The organism is Streptomyces sp. NPDC127068 (assembly GCF_042724695.1).
GTDB lineage: Bacteria > Actinomycetota > Actinomycetes > Streptomycetales > Streptomycetaceae > Streptomyces.
Genome location: NZ_JBHXEN010000012.1, coordinates 49,504 through 66,090, shown reverse-complemented (window position 1 = coordinate 66,090; position 16,587 = coordinate 49,504). Strand labels below are relative to the sequence as shown.

16 protein-coding genes are annotated in these 16,587 nt (G+C 70.5%); 4 read left to right on the top strand and 12 right to left on the bottom strand.

Annotated features, from left to right (window positions below):
* The first annotated feature begins 25 nt into the window (after nt 1-25).
* Nucleotides 26-457, top strand: a complete 432-nt coding sequence (locus tag ACFWIA_RS10020) for a DUF3995 domain-containing protein (protein WP_387002252.1) — start codon at nt 26-28, stop codon at nt 455-457.
* Nucleotides 458-499: 42 nt separating this feature from the next.
* Here the strand turns inward: ACFWIA_RS10020 and ACFWIA_RS10015 are convergent, their stop codons facing one another.
* From ACFWIA_RS10015 to ACFWIA_RS10000, 4 genes are all read right to left on the bottom strand, one after another.
* Nucleotides 500-1,069: a hypothetical protein gene (locus ACFWIA_RS10015; RefSeq protein ID WP_387002250.1), complete on the bottom strand. Its 570-nt coding sequence runs from the start codon at nt 1,067-1,069 to the stop codon at nt 500-502.
* 37 nt (nt 1,070-1,106) lie between these two features.
* A complete protein-coding gene (locus ACFWIA_RS10010) occupies nt 1,107-3,074 on the bottom strand; it encodes a KedN5 family methylcobalamin-dependent radical SAM C-methyltransferase (RefSeq protein ID WP_387002248.1) in 1,968 nt (655 codons plus the stop codon).
* Between the two features lie 158 nt (nt 3,075-3,232).
* Nucleotides 3,233-3,460 carry an MbtH family protein gene (locus ACFWIA_RS10005; protein WP_387002246.1) on the bottom strand — a complete coding sequence of 76 codons (228 nt, stop codon included), beginning with the start codon at nt 3,458-3,460 and terminating at the stop codon, nt 3,233-3,235.
* Between the two features lie 606 nt (nt 3,461-4,066).
* The gene (locus tag ACFWIA_RS10000) at nt 4,067-4,198 is read right to left on the bottom strand and encodes a hypothetical protein (RefSeq protein ID WP_387002245.1); all 132 of its coding nucleotides are present in this window, start codon (nt 4,196-4,198) and stop codon (nt 4,067-4,069) included.
* Nucleotides 4,199-4,273: 75 nt separating this feature from the next.
* On the opposite strand from ACFWIA_RS10000, the gene ACFWIA_RS09995 reads away from it, so the two are divergent.
* Nucleotides 4,274-4,684: a DUF6027 family protein gene (locus ACFWIA_RS09995; protein ID WP_361327313.1), complete on the top strand. Its 411-nt coding sequence runs from the start codon at nt 4,274-4,276 to the stop codon at nt 4,682-4,684.
* Nucleotides 4,685-4,703: 19 nt separating this feature from the next.
* On the opposite strand, the gene ACFWIA_RS09990 is transcribed toward ACFWIA_RS09995, so the two are convergent.
* Genes ACFWIA_RS09990 through ACFWIA_RS09960 form a run of 7 tightly spaced genes read right to left on the bottom strand, consistent with a single transcriptional unit; the run spans nt 4,704 to nt 12,687 of the window.
* Nucleotides 4,704-5,582 carry a dimethylarginine dimethylaminohydrolase family protein gene (locus ACFWIA_RS09990; protein WP_387002243.1) on the bottom strand — a complete coding sequence of 293 codons (879 nt, stop codon included), beginning with the start codon at nt 5,580-5,582 and terminating at the stop codon, nt 4,704-4,706.
* 49 nt (nt 5,583-5,631) lie between these two features.
* On the bottom strand, nt 5,632-6,885 hold the full coding sequence (locus ACFWIA_RS09985) for a sulfotransferase (protein WP_387002242.1): 1,254 nt from the start codon (nt 6,883-6,885) through the stop codon (nt 5,632-5,634).
* Nucleotides 6,878-8,809, bottom strand: coding sequence for a methyltransferase domain-containing protein (locus tag ACFWIA_RS09980; RefSeq protein ID WP_387002240.1), 1,932 nt, complete (start codon nt 8,807-8,809; stop codon nt 6,878-6,880). Before ACFWIA_RS09980 ends, ACFWIA_RS09985 begins: the two co-directional genes overlap by 8 nt.
* Nucleotides 8,806-9,258 (bottom strand): rubrerythrin family protein, encoded by a 453-nt coding sequence (locus ACFWIA_RS09975; protein ID WP_387002238.1) that lies wholly within the window; start codon nt 9,256-9,258, stop codon nt 8,806-8,808. Before ACFWIA_RS09975 ends, ACFWIA_RS09980 begins: the two co-directional genes overlap by 4 nt.
* Before the next feature lies 1 nt (nt 9,259).
* Complete coding sequence (locus ACFWIA_RS09970; protein WP_387002236.1) at nt 9,260-10,003, bottom strand: class I SAM-dependent methyltransferase; 744 nt, start codon at nt 10,001-10,003, stop codon at nt 9,260-9,262.
* A complete protein-coding gene (locus ACFWIA_RS09965) occupies nt 10,000-11,019 on the bottom strand; it encodes a sulfotransferase family protein (protein ID WP_387002234.1) in 1,020 nt (339 codons plus the stop codon). Before ACFWIA_RS09965 ends, ACFWIA_RS09970 begins: the two co-directional genes overlap by 4 nt.
* 3 nt (nt 11,020-11,022) lie before the next feature.
* On the bottom strand, nt 11,023-12,687 hold the full coding sequence (locus tag ACFWIA_RS09960; RefSeq protein ID WP_387002233.1) for a B12-binding domain-containing radical SAM protein: 1,665 nt from the start codon (nt 12,685-12,687) through the stop codon (nt 11,023-11,025).
* Nucleotides 12,688-12,864: 177 nt separating this feature from the next.
* On the opposite strand from ACFWIA_RS09960, the gene ACFWIA_RS09955 reads away from it, so the two are divergent.
* Together ACFWIA_RS09955 and ACFWIA_RS09950 are read left to right on the top strand one after the other, a co-directional pair.
* Complete coding sequence (locus ACFWIA_RS09955; RefSeq protein ID WP_387002231.1) at nt 12,865-14,019, top strand: sulfatase; 1,155 nt, start codon at nt 12,865-12,867, stop codon at nt 14,017-14,019.
* The gene (locus ACFWIA_RS09950; protein ID WP_387002229.1) at nt 14,016-15,371 is read left to right on the top strand and encodes an MFS transporter; all 1,356 of its coding nucleotides are present in this window, start codon (nt 14,016-14,018) and stop codon (nt 15,369-15,371) included. Before ACFWIA_RS09955 ends, ACFWIA_RS09950 begins: the two co-directional genes overlap by 4 nt.
* Here the strand turns inward: ACFWIA_RS09950 and ACFWIA_RS09945 are convergent.
* Nucleotides 15,279-16,268 carry a ParB N-terminal domain-containing protein gene (locus ACFWIA_RS09945; protein WP_387002227.1) on the bottom strand — a complete coding sequence of 330 codons (990 nt, stop codon included), beginning with the start codon at nt 16,266-16,268 and terminating at the stop codon, nt 15,279-15,281. The genes ACFWIA_RS09950 and ACFWIA_RS09945 overlap by 93 nt on opposite strands.
* Nucleotides 16,269-16,587 lie beyond the last annotated feature (319 nt).

The following is a 16,587-nucleotide window of genomic DNA, read 5'->3' as shown; positions in this document are numbered from 1 at the left end:
GGGGCGGCTTGTTAGGTTGAGCTCCATGAACGTCGAACGCGTTGCCGGCCGGACTTCCGCCTCGGCCCTGACCGTTCTCGCAGGTCTGCACGTGGCGTGGGGGCTGGGGTCGACCTGGCCGCTGCCCGATCGGGAGACCTTCTCCGACCTGGTGGTCGGGGGCGCGGGCTTCCCCCCTCCGGCCGCGTGCTTCGCCGTCGCGGGGGCACTGGGGACGGCGGCCGTGCTGGTCTCGGGCCGCCCCCGGAAGCACCCCGCACTCTCCCGGCTGGGTACGGCCGGGACGGCCGCCGTCCTCGGTGCACGCGCAGCTGCCGGGCTCGCGGGACGAACCGATCTGCTGTCCCCGGGGTCCTCGTCGCCCCGCTTCCGGCGCCTCGACCGCATCGCGTACGCACCGCTGTGCCTCGCCCTCGCCGCCTCGACCGCGCTCGCCGCCGCCGCACGCGGTCGGTAGGCGTTTCGGGGCCCGGGAGCAGTACGGCGCGGAGTGCTCGCGTCAGCGGTGGCGCAAGTGCCGCAGCAGCCGTGCCTTCTCGGCCGATTCCGCTTTCGCGCGGTGGTGCACGGGCTTGCCCGTCGCCTCGCCCGAGACGGCCGCGAGGGATGCCTCGATCCTGGTGCTGGACCGCAGGACCTGCTGCTCGCTCCAGTCCTGGGGCCATGCCTGGATCAGGTACCGCTCGGTGGGTTCCGCGTCGACACCGTCGGGACGGAGGTCGCGTCCGTGGGCGTGGACCCTGAGCCGGTACCAGCCCGGGCCCCGGCTGGTGAGGTACGGAACTTCGCCGACGACGTGTCCCGGGTCGACCGCCATCGCTCCGGTGGGGGAGTGCACGCTGGCTTCGACGATCTCCTCCCAACGCCCGGGGCTCCCGGGCGGGGCCTTCGGGCGGATCTCGGTCCGCACGGTCACGACACCGGTGTGGATGCCGGTCTTGATCCACGCTCCGTGGTCCATCGGTGCGAGGAGCCCGTTGGACCACCGCGTCGACTCGACCACGAGGTCTTGGCCGTCCGAGACGCAGAAGAGTCCGCCGTCCACGCGTACGACAAGCGACATGCCCATGGCGAAGAGCCTAGTGCGGCCGAACGGGGACCCGGGCTCAGTGTGTGGACGCGTTGCCGTACGAAGGGTTCGTCCGTCGTGCCGTCAGATCCCGGATGTCGAGGCAGCGACCGGCGTAGTAGGTCGCGAGTTCGTGGTTGTCGAGGTAGTCGTCGAACCCGACGCGATACGCGAGCGTCAGTTCGACCGGCGAGGGTTCGTCGTCGAACGCCCGGTTCGCGCGGATGGCGTCGAGGACGTGCGGCATCGCGTACTGGAACCGCAAACCGCTGCGGACGTAGTGCGGCAGGCCGTCGATGCTGCGCACTTCGGCGTCCTCGGCGCCCGCTCCGGAGTAGATCGGGCGGGTCGCGTTGTCGTAGCGGAAGACCTCGTTCAGCAGTGGCCGGTGACGCCCGGGCACCTTCGGCAGGATCGCCTGCTCCCACCACCGCTGGAAGATCGACGCGAACCGCGGGTCGGCGTAGAGCTTGTGCAGCGACTCGACGATCAGGCCGGAGTCGGTGAACTCGCGGCCGTGGCCGAGCAACTCGGCGACGGCGGGATCGGTCGAGTCCTGGAACCAGTCCGACAGGATCAGCAGTACGGCACTCTGGGTGAGCCCGGCGAACTCCCGCAGCGGCACCCAGATGTGCCGGAAGTACATGTTCTCGCTCATCATCCGGGCCCAGAACATGAACCGCTGCATCATCGTGTTCTCCGCGACCGTGACGGTGCGGTTGGCGAGCACGTACTCGAAGTCGTCGTTGTCGCCGCGCACGGTGACGAAACCGTGCTCCTCGCGGTTCTCCGTGTAACTCGTGTTGGGCAGTAGTAACAAGGGGTAGACGGCGATGCGGGACACGTGTTCGGACAGCCGGTCGTAGCCCGTCAGGAAGGAGTCGACCGTCTCGCCCGGCGCGCCCCAGATCAGCTCGGCGTAGGCGTCGAGTCCCTCCGCTGCGAGCCATGCCGCCAGGTCCCGCCACGCGTTGAGCCGCATGTTGCTTCTGCCCATGTCACGCAACGCCGTGTCGTCCAGCGTCTGCAACGCCACGGTGAACGAGCTCTGGAACCCCTCGGCCTTCATCCGGCGGATGATGTGGTGGAACGTCTTGGACTTGTTCTTTGCCCACGACGTCTCCAACGACTGCGGGAACCCGTACTTCTCGCGCGTCCTGACGAGGTCCTCGACGAACTCCGCGTCCGGCTGCCGCATGCCGAAGTTCGAGTCGCACAACACCACCGTCGGAATCCGGTGATAACCGAAGAGGTCGAGTTCCGCGCGCAGCCGCTCGCGGGAGAAGTCGCGCATCCGCTGGCCGACCGCGCCACCCCAGTAACAGAACGAGCACTTGTACGGACAGCCGCGGTTGGTCTCCATCAGCGCGACGTCGTAGGGGAACCGACCGTGGTGGTCGAGCAGCGGGATGGCCCCGGTGAGGAAGGGCGACGGAATGGTGTCCAGGTCGTTGATGCGTGGTGCCTCGGCAGTGGTGTGGACCGTGCCTTCCTCGTCGCGGTAGGAGATTCCCGGCACCTGCGCGAGGTCCTGTGGCGACTTCTCTTCGAGGAAGGCGAGCAGCAGGTCGCGGAAGGTGAACTCGCCCTCGCCGTTGGCGACGACGTCGACCTCGGGGAAACGTCGGAAGACGCGTTCCGCTTGGTGGGCGACGTGCGTTCCGCCGAAGACGACCCAGCCGTCCGGGCGCACCGACTTGTAGGTCTCGGCGAGCGCGCCGAACTGGTTGAAGTTCCAGCCGAAGACCGAGAACGCCAGCACGTCCGGCGCGACCCCGGAGAAGATCGTGCGTGCCATCGAGCCGAGCGATTCCCCACCGCGGAAGTTCTGTATTCCCACGTCGAACTCGGGTCCCACCACGGGATCGGCCCGTGCTGCGGCCGTGAGGTAACCGGCGGCGAGCGGCATCGATTCCTTCGGCATGTCCCAGGCGCCCTGTTGCACGATCAGCGCGCGCCCGCGCTTCTCCCGTGAACGTGAGCGTGGTCGTGGTAACGGAAGCATGGACCGACTCACAGATCTGCCCCTATGCCGTCAGGCCGCCAGGTTCCCGCGGGCGATGTGCACGTCGTGCACCGTGAAAGGTGACGTGGAGTGCGATGCAGGTGACGAAGCGGTCCACCGCCGCCGTCACGGTGAAGACCGGGTATCCGTCCGGTAGCTCACCCGGTCGAGTCGTCCATGGCGCGGCGCAGGGAGGCCGGACGTAGGTCGGTCCAGTTCTCCTCGACGTGGGCCAGGCACGCCGCCCGGCCGCCCGGGCCGTGCACCACGTGCCACCCGGCGGGCACCGGAGCGAACTCCGGCCACAGCGAGTGCTGGTCCTCGTCGTTGCGCAGCACCCAGAACACTCCGTTCTCGTCGTCGAACGGGTTGGTCGTCTCCGTCATGCCGCCTCCCAGTCGCCGCACCCTACAACGGGGCGCCGGGTGGTCAACACTCCTGCCTGCCTATGCGGTTGGCTCGGGTGAAAGGGGGTCCGGGGCCGGTCCGGCGCAGGTGCTGGACGGGGATTTTCCGCGGCGCGTCCCGTTCCCCGGACTCGGGTTCCGGCGCACGCGAGGGGGAGCGAGGGCGTCCGGTGGGCCGGGGCGTCGGCGGTGATACCGGCCGGGCACCGCGTCCTCGTGCGGGTACCGGCGACCGCGCCGAAGGGGTGTGCGTCACCCACGCGCCGGCCTTGATCGGCTACCTGGAAGTGTGGGGGGACCGCCGCTGGAGGCGGGCGTGCGGCCCGCGAGAAGGAGGGACGGCACGCCAAGGCGAACGCCGGTCAGGCCACCGGGATGGCCGGGACGGCCCGGACGAGCGGGATCACCGGGATCACCGGAATGACCGGGACGACGGGGGCGGACGACCCGTACGCGTCGTCCGAGGCACCCCGGTTGCGGCGGCGTACCGACCGCCACGGCCTCGGCGCGTGCGGGGCGGGCCTGATCGGCCTCCTCCGTGGGGACGCCCCGGCCCACCCGTGGGGGTGGGCCGGGGCGGTTGGGTCAGATGCGGTAGCCGAGGCTGCGCAGCTGCTGACGGATCGCCTCGTCGTCGGCCGTGGCGGTGCCGCTGGTCGCGGCGCCCGAGTCGGTCCGAACGAGCGTGACTTGCTCCTCACGAAGGTTCTCGTTCACTGGTTCTCCTTTCCTGACTTCGGTGTTCATCCCTGCCCGGTCGGACAAGCTCGGTGCCGCCCTTAGGGTGGCGGCATGGATGGCGACATGGATGACCTGGCCTACGACGCGACCGGTACGCCGGCGGTTCGGCTGCGCCAGTGGGAACGGTGCTGGCCACCGGACGACCCGCATGCCAACTTCAAGGCCGAGGTGGTCGACTACGGGCTCCTCGACCCGCTGGAGACCGTGCGCGGCATGTCCCGGAACCTGGACATCCCGGTCGGCGCGATCGTCCGGTACGTGCTGGCGAAGTGGGCCACCGGCGGCAGCGGCGGCCTGCTCGAACTCGGGCCGGTGATGGTGCCGCGCCTGTGGGAGCCGATCGCAGCGGCGGAGGAGGCCGATTCCGACGAGCAGCGGCTCGCGGCGTACCACCAGCTCCGGCAGATGATCTCCTGGCTGAAGGTGCCGCTGGACGACCCCACGGTGTACCCGGCTCAGTGATCGGCCGAGGGACCGGCTCTCAGTGCTCACGGCGCACCACCCCGGTCACGCAGCCGATCCCGCCGGCCGCCCGCAGGTACGCGCCGATGTCGATCTCGTCGACGGCCACGCCCGCCCGTTCCAGCGTCCGCCGGATTCCCGGGCAGCCAGCGGGCATCAGCACCCGCCCCGGTGCGAGCACCAGCAGGTTCATCCCGCGCCGCACCAGCAGTTCCTCGTCCGGCGGCAGCGCGATCACCCGATAGCCGTACTCGGCGAGCAGCGCCCCCAACTCCGGTGGGCTCGCCGCCCGGTGGATGACGGCGGTGGAAGGGCCGAGGAACACCACCGTGCCGAGCAGGTGCTGTACGCCCGGCGCCAGCGGCACCGTCACCACCCGCGCCCCCAGTTCCGCGACCGCCGAGGCGACCTCGGCCGCGCCGGCCGCGTTCGTGCGGAACCCGGTGCCGACGAGCACCGTCGACGGGTCGATCCACAGCGCGTCGGCGCCCTCGAACACGGCGGTGCCGGACACCGTGCGCAGGATCGGGAACCCGGCCTCGGCCAGCGCGAGCGCGGCATGCCGTTCCTCGCCGGCCCGCTGCGCCGATGCCATCCGCGCCAGCACCGCCCCGGCCGGGGTCATCCAGAACAGGTCTCGCGCGAACACCACGTTCGGCCCCGCTTCGGGGGACGTCAGGTGTACCTCGACCCCGTCGTCCCGCAGCCGGTCCGCCAGCGCGTCGCACTGCGCCCGCATCGCCGGGAGGTCCACCGGCCCGAGCATCAGCGAGGCCCCCGGCCGTCGCACCGCGGCGATGCTGTCCGGCGGGCGGACCAGCAGCACCGACCTCAGTGCGGCCGTCTCCGACCGGTACCCGCACGGCGCCCACGCCTTCCCGGCCGCGACTTCGTCCACGTGCGACGCCGTCCGGGGGACCCATCCCGGGCCGCCGTGGGTGCTCAGCTCAGATCCAGTGGTCGTCACGGGCATAACCAAGCCTCTCCGCCATCGCGAGCACGTCGGCGCTGAGCGCGGACCTGATCTCCTGCTCCCGCGCCCGCCACCGGCCGGGGCGTGGTGCGGCGGTGGCCACCGTGGCCGCGATGCCGTCGGTCGCGGCCCGCTGCAGCGGCCCGTCGAACGGGACGCCCAGCCAGTCCGCGATCCGCTCGACGGCGTCCGCACGGGCGTGCGGACCGCAGATCAGGTCCTCGAACCGCACCGTGTGATCCGCCCCGTGCGCGAGCACCGCACGGTGACTCGACCACCATTGGTGGGCGCAGACCCGGGGCAGGGCGGCGGCGGTGTACGCGGGCCAAAAGGGTGGTAGGTCGAACTTCCACCAGTGCCGGTCGGCCGGCCGCACGTCGGCGTATCCGGCGATGCGCAGCGGTTCGTCCAGCCGGTACGCGTGGAACCCGTGGTGCAGCCACCCGTCGACCAGGCCGTTGATCGACGCGGCCGGGTTCCTGGTCAGGTGCAGCACCCGCAGGCGTGCGTTGGGGAACGCCGCCCGCAGGAAGCCGAGTCGGTAGGCGTTGCCCGGCGTCTTGATCACCAGTGGCTTCGTGGCGAGGTCGTGTTCGTTCGCGGGCCGCCACGGGCGGGGGAGGACGAAGGGCGGCTCTTCGAGCAGCACCTCGCCGGGCGGCCCGGCCGGTCGGGGTCCCGGTGACTGCCCCGGAAGGTCGTAGTACCACGGGTTCACGCCGGCCCTGCCGATCAGCGCCCGCGCGAACCGGGGGAGATCACGGTCCAGCACCGTCTCGGCGGTCCGCACCAGGTCGACGGGGTCGAGGCCCAGCCCCGGCCACTGCACGACCAGGCGCCACGCCGCGTCCACCGCCAGGTTCTCCACGCCGGTGCCGGGAGAGCCCGCGTCCAGTGCCAGTTCCGCCTCGAACAGCGCCCGGGACCGCGGCGGGAGCCCGTGCCAGTGCGCCGCGTCCAACACGTCGGACCCGGTGCCGCTGTGCGGGTGGTCGAGGCCGACCAACCGCAGCAACGGACCCAGCTCACCGCGCAGGTGCAGCAGGTGCGGCGAGGACCGCAACAGCTCGGCGAGCATGCTCGACCCGCCCCGCGAACTCGACGCGACGACGACGAGATCGCGCACCTTCGCGCGGAAGTGCGGCACCGGCGTGCCCCGCAGTGGCCGCAGCACCTCCAGCCCGCGCACGACCTCGGCGACCGGGCGATCCACGGTGCGGCTAGGCATGGTCGGGTTTCCGCACCGAGTACACGCACCAACGCCACCGGTCGCGCACCGAGCCGTCCGGCAACACCTCGAACGGATGGACGGCACGTACCTCGCGCGGCGCGTCGTAGTAGAGGCGGTAGATCTCCTGCCGGTTCGCCGGTGTCGTCTCGTGGGTGTCGATCCACCGGTCGATCGACTCCCACAGGAAGTACTCCTCCATCCGGACGTCGGTGAAGCCGCCGCCGGTGAGCAACGCCCGGAAGTCCTCCTCGCGGAACATCTGGTACAGCAGCGGCTGCTTCTTCTTGAACACGCGGAACATCCAGAACGCGTCCACGTCCGCGTACGGCACGATCTGCCCGACGATGAACTGCCCGCCCGGCCGCAGCACCCGGAAGATCTCCGACACCGGCCGCTCCGGCTGGGGCAGCAGGTGCAGCACCTCCCGGGTGACCACGAGGTCGAAACTGGCGTCGGGGAACGGCAGGTCGTAGACGGTGCCCTGGTGCACGACGTCCAGTCGGGTGGCGGCGAGCGTGGTCATCTCCGGGGTGAGGTCCAGCCCGACCATCTCGCCGACCCGGCCGCGGAACGCGCCGCCGACGACACCGCTGCCGCAGCACACGTCCAGCATCCGCGCGTCCGGCGGCACCGCGCACAGCTCCGCGTGCTTGCCGAGCAGGTCCTCGTCGGTGAGCCAGGCGCACGAGTCGTGCCAGTCCTTCGAGCGGATTCCGAACTGTCGCTGGTAGACCGCGTAGTCGACCTCGACGGCCCGGGTCCGGGAGCGGGCCGTCCGCCCGGCCAGCCGTGCGGCGAGCCGGGCCCGACTCGCGTCGATGGCCCGTTCGGCGATGCGACGGGCCAGCTCCGGGTCGGCCGCCAGCGCCTGCCGCGCCTGCTCGGTGACGACGTCGAGCACACGGGCGCCCGCGTCGTCGTTGCGCAGGGTGCGTTTGGTCTGGCCGTCGAACCGCGCGTCCGGGATGCGGACCGCGATCACCGCGGTCAGCCCCTCCAGGATGTCGACCACGGTCATCTTGTCCGCGGCCGGGCCGAGGTGGTCGGCCACCACCCCGGCCAGGGCGGCGCGCAGGGCGTCCACGTGCGACCCGCCCAGGTCGGTGCGGATGGTGTTGACGTAGCTGAAGATCTGCTCCGCGTACCCCTCGGTCCACTGGACGGCGGCGTCGATCACGCACCCGTCCCCGGACCAGGTGATCGTGGTCGGCTCGGCGTGCACCTTCTCGGCGTCGCGGGCGCGGTACGCGAGCAGGCCCCGCACCCCGGTCGTCTCGCACAGCGACTCGTGCCGTCCGGTGCGGTGGTCGGTGAGATCGATCCGCAGGCCCGGGTGCAGGTACGCGATGTCGAGCAGCCGGGCGTGCACCAGGTCCGCGTCGAGCACGCACGAGGAGAAGACCTCCGGGTCCGGGCGGAACCACACCCGGGTGCCGCGGCGGTCGCTGTCGCCGACCCGTTTGAGCGGGGTCTCGATCGAGCCTCGGGCGAACGACTCGCTGTGGTGCGCGCCGTCGCGCCACACGTCCAGCCGCAACCACTGCGACAACGCGTTCACGCAGGCCAGGCCGACGCCGTGCAGCCCGGCCGAGGTCGCGTACGAGGAGTGGTCGAACTTGCCCCCCGAGTGCAGCGTGGTGAGCACCAGCTCGCAGGCCGGTATCCCGGCCTCCGGGTGCGGGTCGGTGGGGATGCCCCGGCCGTCGTCGGTGACCGAGCAGGAGCCGTCGTCGTGCAGCTCCACCGAGATCGCGCCGCAGTGCCCGGCGGCGGCCTCGTCCACGGCGTTGTCGACCAGTTCGAGCACCAGGTGGTGGGCGCCGTCCGAGCCGGTCGACCCGACGTACATCGACGGGTTGCGGCGCACCGCCTCCAGCCCGGAGTAGACGGTGATCGCCTCGGCGGTGTAGTCGGTGGTCATGGCGCTCCGTTCCCGGCGAACCGCGGCTCGGCCAGCTCGGTGAGGGCCTGCTCCAGCCGGTCGACGTGCGTCTTCTTCAACGTGCACAGCGTCTCCAGCCAGCTCGCCACATCGGCCACGCCGTCCGTGTGGGCCCGCGCCGCCAGGCCGGGGTAGCGTGCGGTGGACTCGTCGAGGTCGCCGCTGATCGCCGAGGCGAGGTTGCGGCGGGTGTCACCGAGCGCGTGGCCGGTGCCCGGATCGTCGCCGCCCAGCAGGTCGCGCAGCACGTCCAGGTGCCCGTGGGCGGCGCAGGCCACGCTCTCGGCGAGCTCGTCGAACACCCGGGCCGCCTCGGTGTGACCTTCGATCTCGGCGACCCGTGCGAAGTAGGTGTACCGCGCCGCGGTGGCCGCCTCGGTGCGGAAGGCGGCCTGCACGCCGTCGGCCAGGGACTGGTCCGGTTCCATGTCAGACCCTCGTTCCCGAGGCGACGACGAACAGCATGTGGTCGGTGATCCGCCCGTCCGCCTCGGCCACCGCGTGCCGTGCGCGGAACGCGGGTGACGCCTTCCGGTAGCGGTCCCGGATGGCCTCCCGCGCGTCCTCGCCGATCGCTCCGTTGTCCGACCACACGTCCACGTCCTCCACCGACACGTACCGCTGCGACCGCACCGGGTCGCACCCCGCGCCGGCGAGCAGGGCCTCGACGTCGCCGGGCCGGAAGAAGTGCCGCCGGGCCGGGTTGCGCAGCCGCAGGATCTCGAAGTACTCGTCGCGGTCGTCGTCCCCGTAGGCGCACAGATGGGTCAGCACGACCCGCCCGCCCGGCCGGGTCACCCTCACCATCTCCCGCACCGCGTCCGGCAGCGTCATGAACTGGATTCCCTGACGGCACACCACGACGTCGAACGTGCCGTCATCGAAGGGCAGCTCCTCCGCCGGGGCGATCACCAGTTCGTCGAGCACGTCGTGCGCCTGCTCGGCCATCTCCGGCGTGATGTCCACGCCGACCAGCCGCCGCACCCGCCCGGCGAACAGCCTCGACACCAGTCCGGTGCCGCACGCCACGTCCAGGACCGCATCGCCCGGCCGGGGCACGGCCGTGGACAGCAGCAGCTCGCCGAGCACGTCGTCGGTGCACCACGCACTGGACCGGTCGTAGGTGCTCGCGCGGTCGGCGAAGTGCGTGCGGACGCTTCCCGTTTCGTTCATCTGCTCTCTCCTGCCAGGACCGGGGCGCGGCCCGGCGTCGCGCGGCGGCGCAGTCGGCGGACGGTGGCGTCGCGCCGCCAGCGCCGGAAGTGGTTGCGGTCGGTGCGCAGCGATCGCGCCTCCACCGCCAGTCGCACCGCGAATCCGCGCAGCGCGACGCCGAGCGGACCGGGAGCCGGTTCGTCAAGCGAGGCCGTGTCGAACGAGTAGCCGAGCGGCTCCATCGCCGGCGCCGTCACGCTCTCCACCTGCCGCCGCTCCCGGTCGGACAGCCCCCGGCGGTGGGCGCCGATCCGGGCCGTGGTGATCGGGTCGCCCGCCGTGCGCCAGGACGCCGACAGCGACGCGGTCACCCGGGCGTTGCCACTGAGGTGGTGCGCCAGCATCGCGGGCTCGACCGCCTCACCGAGGAAGTCGCAGATCGCCCGGATCTCCCGGTCGGGCGCGGACACCAGGTCCTCGTACCGCACCAGGTGCACCACGGTCGGCCCCCACCGCTCCCGTGCCGCGCGGGCGAGCTCCTGTTCGGCCGCCCACCGCAGCGCCATGCGGTACGGGTGGCAGTAGCCGAACACGGCCCGCTTCGCCGACGCGACCACATCGCGGGGGTCGCGCACCAGCCACAGGAACCGTGCGTCCGGGAGTTCGGCGAGCACCTCGTCGACGTGCTCGACCATGAACGTGCTCTTGCACCCCCACCGGGCGGCGCCCTCCGCGATGCGGTACTGGTCGTAGATCGCCGACACCACTCCGAACAGCGACGGGCCGGCCGCCTCGGTCACCGCGGCCCGGTCGATCACGTGCGGCCACGGATGGATGTGGTGGCGCAGCAACCTCATCGCGTCGCCCACCATCGCGTCGACGTCACCGTCGTACGGGATGCCGGACAGGTACCGCATGAAGTGCGGCGGGTGCGGGACCGCGATCCGCGCGTGCGCGTCGAGCACCAGCCGCAGCAGGTTCGACCCGGAGCGCTCGGTCCCGATGATCAGGATCGGGCCGTCCTGAGTGGACACCGGTCAGGCCCTGACCGAGAGCTTCTTCGCGCCGCAGTCCATCAGCGTGCTCCCGACCGCGGCCACCTCCGCGTCGGCCACCTTGTCCAAGGTGTACCGCTCGGAACCGGGGACCAGGGGCGCGGCGGCGGAACTCCACTCGGTGCGCCAGCCGGTCCCGGCGTACGACGTCGACCGCTCGGTGCCGTCGGCCGGCTGCGGGTGGAAGTACTGGAAGTGCTCCGGCCAGTGCTGGAAGTCCATCACCGGGCCGGGCTGGTAGGCGTCGTACACCCGCTTGTACGCGTCCCGGCAGACCCGCTCGGGCAGCCCGCTCACGTTCAGGAACTCGTCCTCGTGCAGCGCCTGTTCGACCGACAGCCAGTTCAGGTGGTCGATCTCGGTGCGGATCATCTTGTTCCGCACCGCGTCCTGGTACACCGTCGTACCGGGCATGGCCGACAGGTACTTCACCCGGGTCACGTGGTTGTACTGCTCGGCGAACTGCACCATGTCCGACAGGGACTCCTCGGTCTCGTTCGGCAGACCGACGATGAGCAGCGAGCCGAACCGCACGCCGCCGTCGAACGTGGTGCGCATCGCGCGGACGGTCAGGTTCTCGCTGCTGCCCTTGCGGGCCTCGCGCAACACCTCGCGGCCCAGCGACTCGACTCCGTACAGGATGATGTCCGCACCCGCGTCCCGCATCGCGTCGATGCGCGGTACGTCCATGTCGGCGCACCGGGTCAGACAGGTCCACCGCAGGTCGTGCTGGGAGATCACGTCGCACATCTCGATGGTCTGGCCGCGGTGCGAGCTGAACGTGAGGTCGACGAAGAAGCAGAACTCCACGCCGTACTGGGTCTTCAGCCAGTCGAGGTCGCGGTCCATCTTCTCCGGCGACTTCGCCCGCACCTGCGGGGTGGTGCGGTAGCAGAACGAACAGTCCATCTTGCAGCCGCGGCTGTAGGACGAGATCACCTGCGGCTGCATGCCGAGCGGCGACCGCGACTGGGGCCATAGGTCGAGCCGCATCCTGGGCAGCGCGTCGAGGTCCATCATCTGGCCGCGCGGCGGCGTGCGGCGCGCCTTGCCCTTCTCGTCCCGGTAACAGATGCCCTTGATGGTCGGGAGGTCCTGCTGCCACGAACCGCGGGCGTAACTCTCCATCAGCTCCAGGATGGTGATCTCGCCCTCGCTGATCACCGCGATGTCGCAGTCGGTGTCCGACATGAACACCGACGGAACGGAAGTGACCAGCGAGCCGCCGCAGATGATCGGTATCTCCGGGTGCGACTCGCGGACCATCGCCATCAGCGCGCGGCAGAACGGGAAGTTGTCCTCGAACGTGCACACACCGAGCACGTCGGTGCCTTCGATGATCTGCTCGTACGCCGCCTGGAGCGGGTTCGGGGTGTAGCGGACGTCGACGATGCGCACCGGGTACCCGGCGTTGTGCAGCACGGTCGAGATGTACGTCGCACCCTCGTAGGGTGAGGTGAGGAAGAACTCCCACCCGCGCGGCATGGTGAACGGCGAGGGCCCGACGATGAGGGTGAACCTCGGCAGCGTGGGATCGACAGGCACCGGTTCGGCGTCCTGGTTGCGCATCTGCTCGATGTAGCGCTGGTCGACGCCGGCGTTCGCGTCGGCGTACAGCTCCAGCGCCAGGGACAACTTGCGCGCCATGTGAATTCTCCCTCGTGTCACGGGGGTGGACGCTCCGCCAGGTGACTGTAGTAGCGGCATGTGCGGTTCGGCACCGGTGTTCATTCATGCCGCACTGTTCGTCGTTGTCGTACGCGGGGAGCCCGTTGTTAGCCTTCGGTCCCGCTGGCGTCGACAGACGAAAACAGAGGAATCCCGGTGACCACACAGCCGAACATCCTGTTCATCTCCCTGGACACCGTGCGCGCCGACGTGGCCTATTCGGGGAAGTACCCCGGCGTGGAGCGGCTGCGCGCGGGCGGAGTCAGCTTCACGCAGGCGATCTCGTCGTGCCCGCTGACGCCGGTCAGCCACGCCACGGTGTTCACCGGGCTCCAGCCGCCCCGACACGGGGTCAGACACCTGTTCCGCGAAGCCCTGGACAAGCAGGTGCCGACGCTGGCGGAATGCCTGTCGGCGGCCGGGTACACGACCGGCGCGGTGGTGTCCTGCCCGGGCTTGAACCAGTGGTACGGGATCGACCGCGGGTTCGACTTCTACGACGACGAGATCCCGCTGCTGCCGGACGGCCGGGACCCGTTGTCGGTCGGCGACGTGAAGCTGCGCGGGCTGGCGCTCAAGCGCGCGCCGCTGGTGGTCGAACGCGCCACCGACTGGCTCCAGTCGCTCGACGGCACCGGCCCGTTCTTCCTGTTCGCGCACTTCTTCGACGCGCACTGGCCGTACGAGCCGCCGGAGGACGTCGGCGTCGAGGTGGCGAACCCGTACGAAGGCGAGGTCGCCTACACCGACCACTACGTCCAGCTCCTGCTGCGCCGCATCGCCGAGCTGGGCCACGACGTCGATGCGATGCTGGTGGTGTGCTTCTCCGACCACGGCGAGGACCTGGCCGGGTGGTACCCCAACGACCACGCCGGCGACCTCGGCCACCCGTACGAGGAGGGCCACGGCTGTCTGCTGTTCGACGCGACCCAGCACGTGCCGCTGATCATCAGCGGCCCCGGGGTGCCGGTGGGGATGAGCGTGGACAGCCAGGTGCGGCTGGTCGACATCATGCCGACGGTGCTCGACCACCTCGGGATGGACCCGCGGTCCTCGGACGGTGCCTCGCTGACCGAGTTCTTCGCGGACGGCACCGGGGCGTCCCGCGAGGCGTACTCGGAGACCTACTTCCCCCAGGAGCGGGCCGCCGCCTCGGACGACTACCCGGACCTGAAGGCGCTGCACGCGGTGCGGGCGGACGGGCAGAAGGTGATCTGGGAGGCGGACGGCCGGCAGGTGTGGGCCTACGACCTCGCCGCCGATCCCCATGAGCTCGGCGGTCGGGTTCTCGTGTCCGATGAGGACGCGTGAAGACAGGGGCGACCTCGACGCCTCGTTCGGTCCGCCGGGTGCTCGTCGCGAGCACGATCGGCACCGCCATCGAGTGGTACGACTTCTACCTGTACGCGACGGCCTCCGCGCTGGTGTTCGGCCCGCTGTTCTTCCCGGGAACGTCGACTGCCGGCGGTGTGCTCGCGTCGTTCGCCACCTACGCGGCCGGGTTCGTCGCGCGCCCGCTGGGCGGCCTGCTGTTCGGCCACTTCGGCGACCGGGTGGGCCGCAAGGCGATGATGGTGTGGACGCTGCTCGTCATGGGCATCGCCACGTTCGGCATCGGCCTGCTGCCCACGTACGACACGGCCGGGGTCCTCGCGCCGGTCCTGTTGGTGACGTTGCGCGTCGCGCAGGGCATCGGCATCGGCGGCGAATGGGGAAGCGCGGTGCTGCTCAGCACCGAACACGGCCCGCCCGAACGTCGGGGCTTCTTCAGCAGCTGGCCCGCGATGGGCTTCGCGGTGGCGTTGTTCGGCAGCAACCTGACCTTCGTGCTGATCTCCAAGCTGCCCGAGGAGGACTTCCTGACCTGGGGGTGGCGGCTGCCGTTCCTGGCATCGAGCATCCTGGTCGGCATCGGCATCTGGGTCCGGCTGGGGGTCGAGGAGACACCGGAGTTCCTGCGTGCCCGGGCGCAGAACCGCGCCGCCCGGGTGCCGGTGATCATGGTGCTGCGGCGGTGGCCGCGCCGGGTGGTGATCGGCATCCTCGCTTCGCTCGGCACCGGGTCGGTGATCGCGATGTTCACCGTGTTCCTGGTGGCGCACGCGGCGAAGGCCGGACCGGAGGTGCGGTCGACCGTGCTGACCGGGCTGATGATCGCGGCCCTGGCGGAGTGCGTGACGCTGCCGGTGTTCGGCGCGCTGTCCGATCGGTACGGCCGCCAGCGGGTCATGATCTTCGGCTACCTGGTCGCGGTGGTGGCGATGGTCCCGGCGGGCGCCTGGCTGTCCTCGGGCGATCCGATACTGGTCGCCCTGGTGTTCATCCCCGCGCTGACCCTCGCGCACGGCGCGATCTACGGCGGCCTGGCGGCGTTCCTGGTGGACCTGTTCCCGACCATGGTGCGGTTCTCCGCGATCGCCGTGACCTACCAGGTGGGCGTCACGATCTCCAGCTTCTTGCCGCTGATCGCGGTCGCGATCACCGGTGACTCGTCGGCGCTGCTCCCGGTGGTCGCGCTGTTCGCGGTGGTCGAGCTGGCAGCGGCGATCGCCGTGGCGTGCGCGCCGGACTCACGCGCTGACGGGGACCTGGCCGCGGACCCGGCAGGCGAGCGCCGACCAGTCAGCGGCGCAGTCCATGGCGAGGTCGGCAACGACCGGTGACCAGCGCTGGGGGACGGCGGCGGCGAGGCGTTCCCACTGCGCGGCGTCGAGGGTGTTGGCGTCGAGCAGCCGCAGGAGCGCGCGGCCGATCTCGGAGAACCGCAACGACGGATCGGTGCGCAGCGACAGCAGGAAGCGGCCCCGTTCGACGCGGGGCGTGCTGGGGGTGGCGTGGTCGGCGCCGGTGCTGTTGACCGGTGCTTCCTTTTCCGCGCGCTGCCCGGCGGAAAGGCGATGCCGCCGCGGAATGGGATCCTCGCCACGGCGCATTCTTTCCCGGACATCCCGGGCGGTGCCGACCGATATTCCGGCGATTCGGGCGATCTCCCGCAACGAAAGATCTGAGTTTTTCAAAATCGCCTGACTCGCAATCGTGCGCCCGTGGGAGGCGTCGAGTGGCCGCACTTTCCCGTCGCGGCCGAGGCGGGTGTTCAACTGAGTCATTTCCCCGGTTGAACCCTGCCGGATCGCGGCCACCGTCTTGGTGGACACCCCGGCTGTCGACGCGATCAAGCGGTCCGACAAGTGCGGATGCGACGCGAGGATCCGGGAGGTGGCGGCGGTGCGGTCGGCCAGCGTCAGCGGCAACCCCTGGGTCACGTTGGCGCTCACGGCCACCACGAACGCGTCCTCCTCGGTGCCGTCGACGAACCGCACACCGATGGTGGCGTCCCCGCGCAACTTGGCCGCGCGCAGACGGTGCACGCCGTCGATCACCTGCATGGTCGGCCGGTGCACGAGGATCGGCGGGAGGTCGTCCGGGCACTGCGCGAGGGCGCTGACGTGCTCGGGGCTGGTGCCGGCGACCCGCACGAGACGCGTTTCGGTCACCTGGTCGACCGGCACGGACGTCGGCGGCGTGTCCCTTAATCGCGTGTCCAGCGATGTCCCGCTCATCCGAACTCCTCCAGATGGGCCAACCCATTTCCGAGCACGACTTGGTCACGCTCGGCAGCGTGTAAGTGATCAGATCTCGGGAAGCGGCTACAAGATACTGGCCAGGTCATGGAGCCGAACAGACCGGCGGAACAAAGTTTCCGTGAGTAAGTTCTCACACGCGTTCTCACAATTGCTGTTGTGGTCGGCGCATCGGGTGGGCGTCGAGGTAAACACCTCGTCGACCTCGTTGACATCGATCCGCGTCATGAGACAGAGTTCCCCTCGTTCCCCTAATGGATTTCCGTGGGTCACGGAGTGTGAAACCGCAGTGGACGCG

Coding starts and splice junctions, on each gene's coding strand:
- ACFWIA_RS10010 (WP_387002248.1), bottom strand. CDS start 3,074: ATGCTTCCGTTACCACGACCACGCTCACGTTCACGGGAGAAGCGCGGG.
- ACFWIA_RS09960 (WP_387002233.1), bottom strand. CDS start 12,687: ATGGCGCGCAAGTTGTCCCTGGCGCTGGAGCTGTACGCCGACGCGAAC.
- ACFWIA_RS09985 (WP_387002242.1), bottom strand. CDS start 6,885: ATGCCTAGCCGCACCGTGGATCGCCCGGTCGCCGAGGTCGTGCGCGGG.
- ACFWIA_RS09995 (WP_361327313.1), top strand. CDS start 4,274: ATGGATGGCGACATGGATGACCTGGCCTACGACGCGACCGGTACGCCG.
- ACFWIA_RS09975 (WP_387002238.1), bottom strand. CDS start 9,258: ATGGAACCGGACCAGTCCCTGGCCGACGGCGTGCAGGCCGCCTTCCGC.
- ACFWIA_RS10005 (WP_387002246.1), bottom strand. CDS start 3,460: ATGACGGAGACGACCAACCCGTTCGACGACGAGAACGGAGTGTTCTGG.
- ACFWIA_RS09970 (WP_387002236.1), bottom strand. CDS start 10,003: ATGAACGAAACGGGAAGCGTCCGCACGCACTTCGCCGACCGCGCGAGC.
- ACFWIA_RS09980 (WP_387002240.1), bottom strand. CDS start 8,809: ATGACCACCGACTACACCGCCGAGGCGATCACCGTCTACTCCGGGCTG.
- ACFWIA_RS09945 (WP_387002227.1), bottom strand. CDS start 16,268: ATGAGCGGGACATCGCTGGACACGCGATTAAGGGACACGCCGCCGACG.
- ACFWIA_RS10020 (WP_387002252.1), top strand. CDS start 26: ATGAACGTCGAACGCGTTGCCGGCCGGACTTCCGCCTCGGCCCTGACC.
- ACFWIA_RS10015 (WP_387002250.1), bottom strand. CDS start 1,069: ATGGGCATGTCGCTTGTCGTACGCGTGGACGGCGGACTCTTCTGCGTC.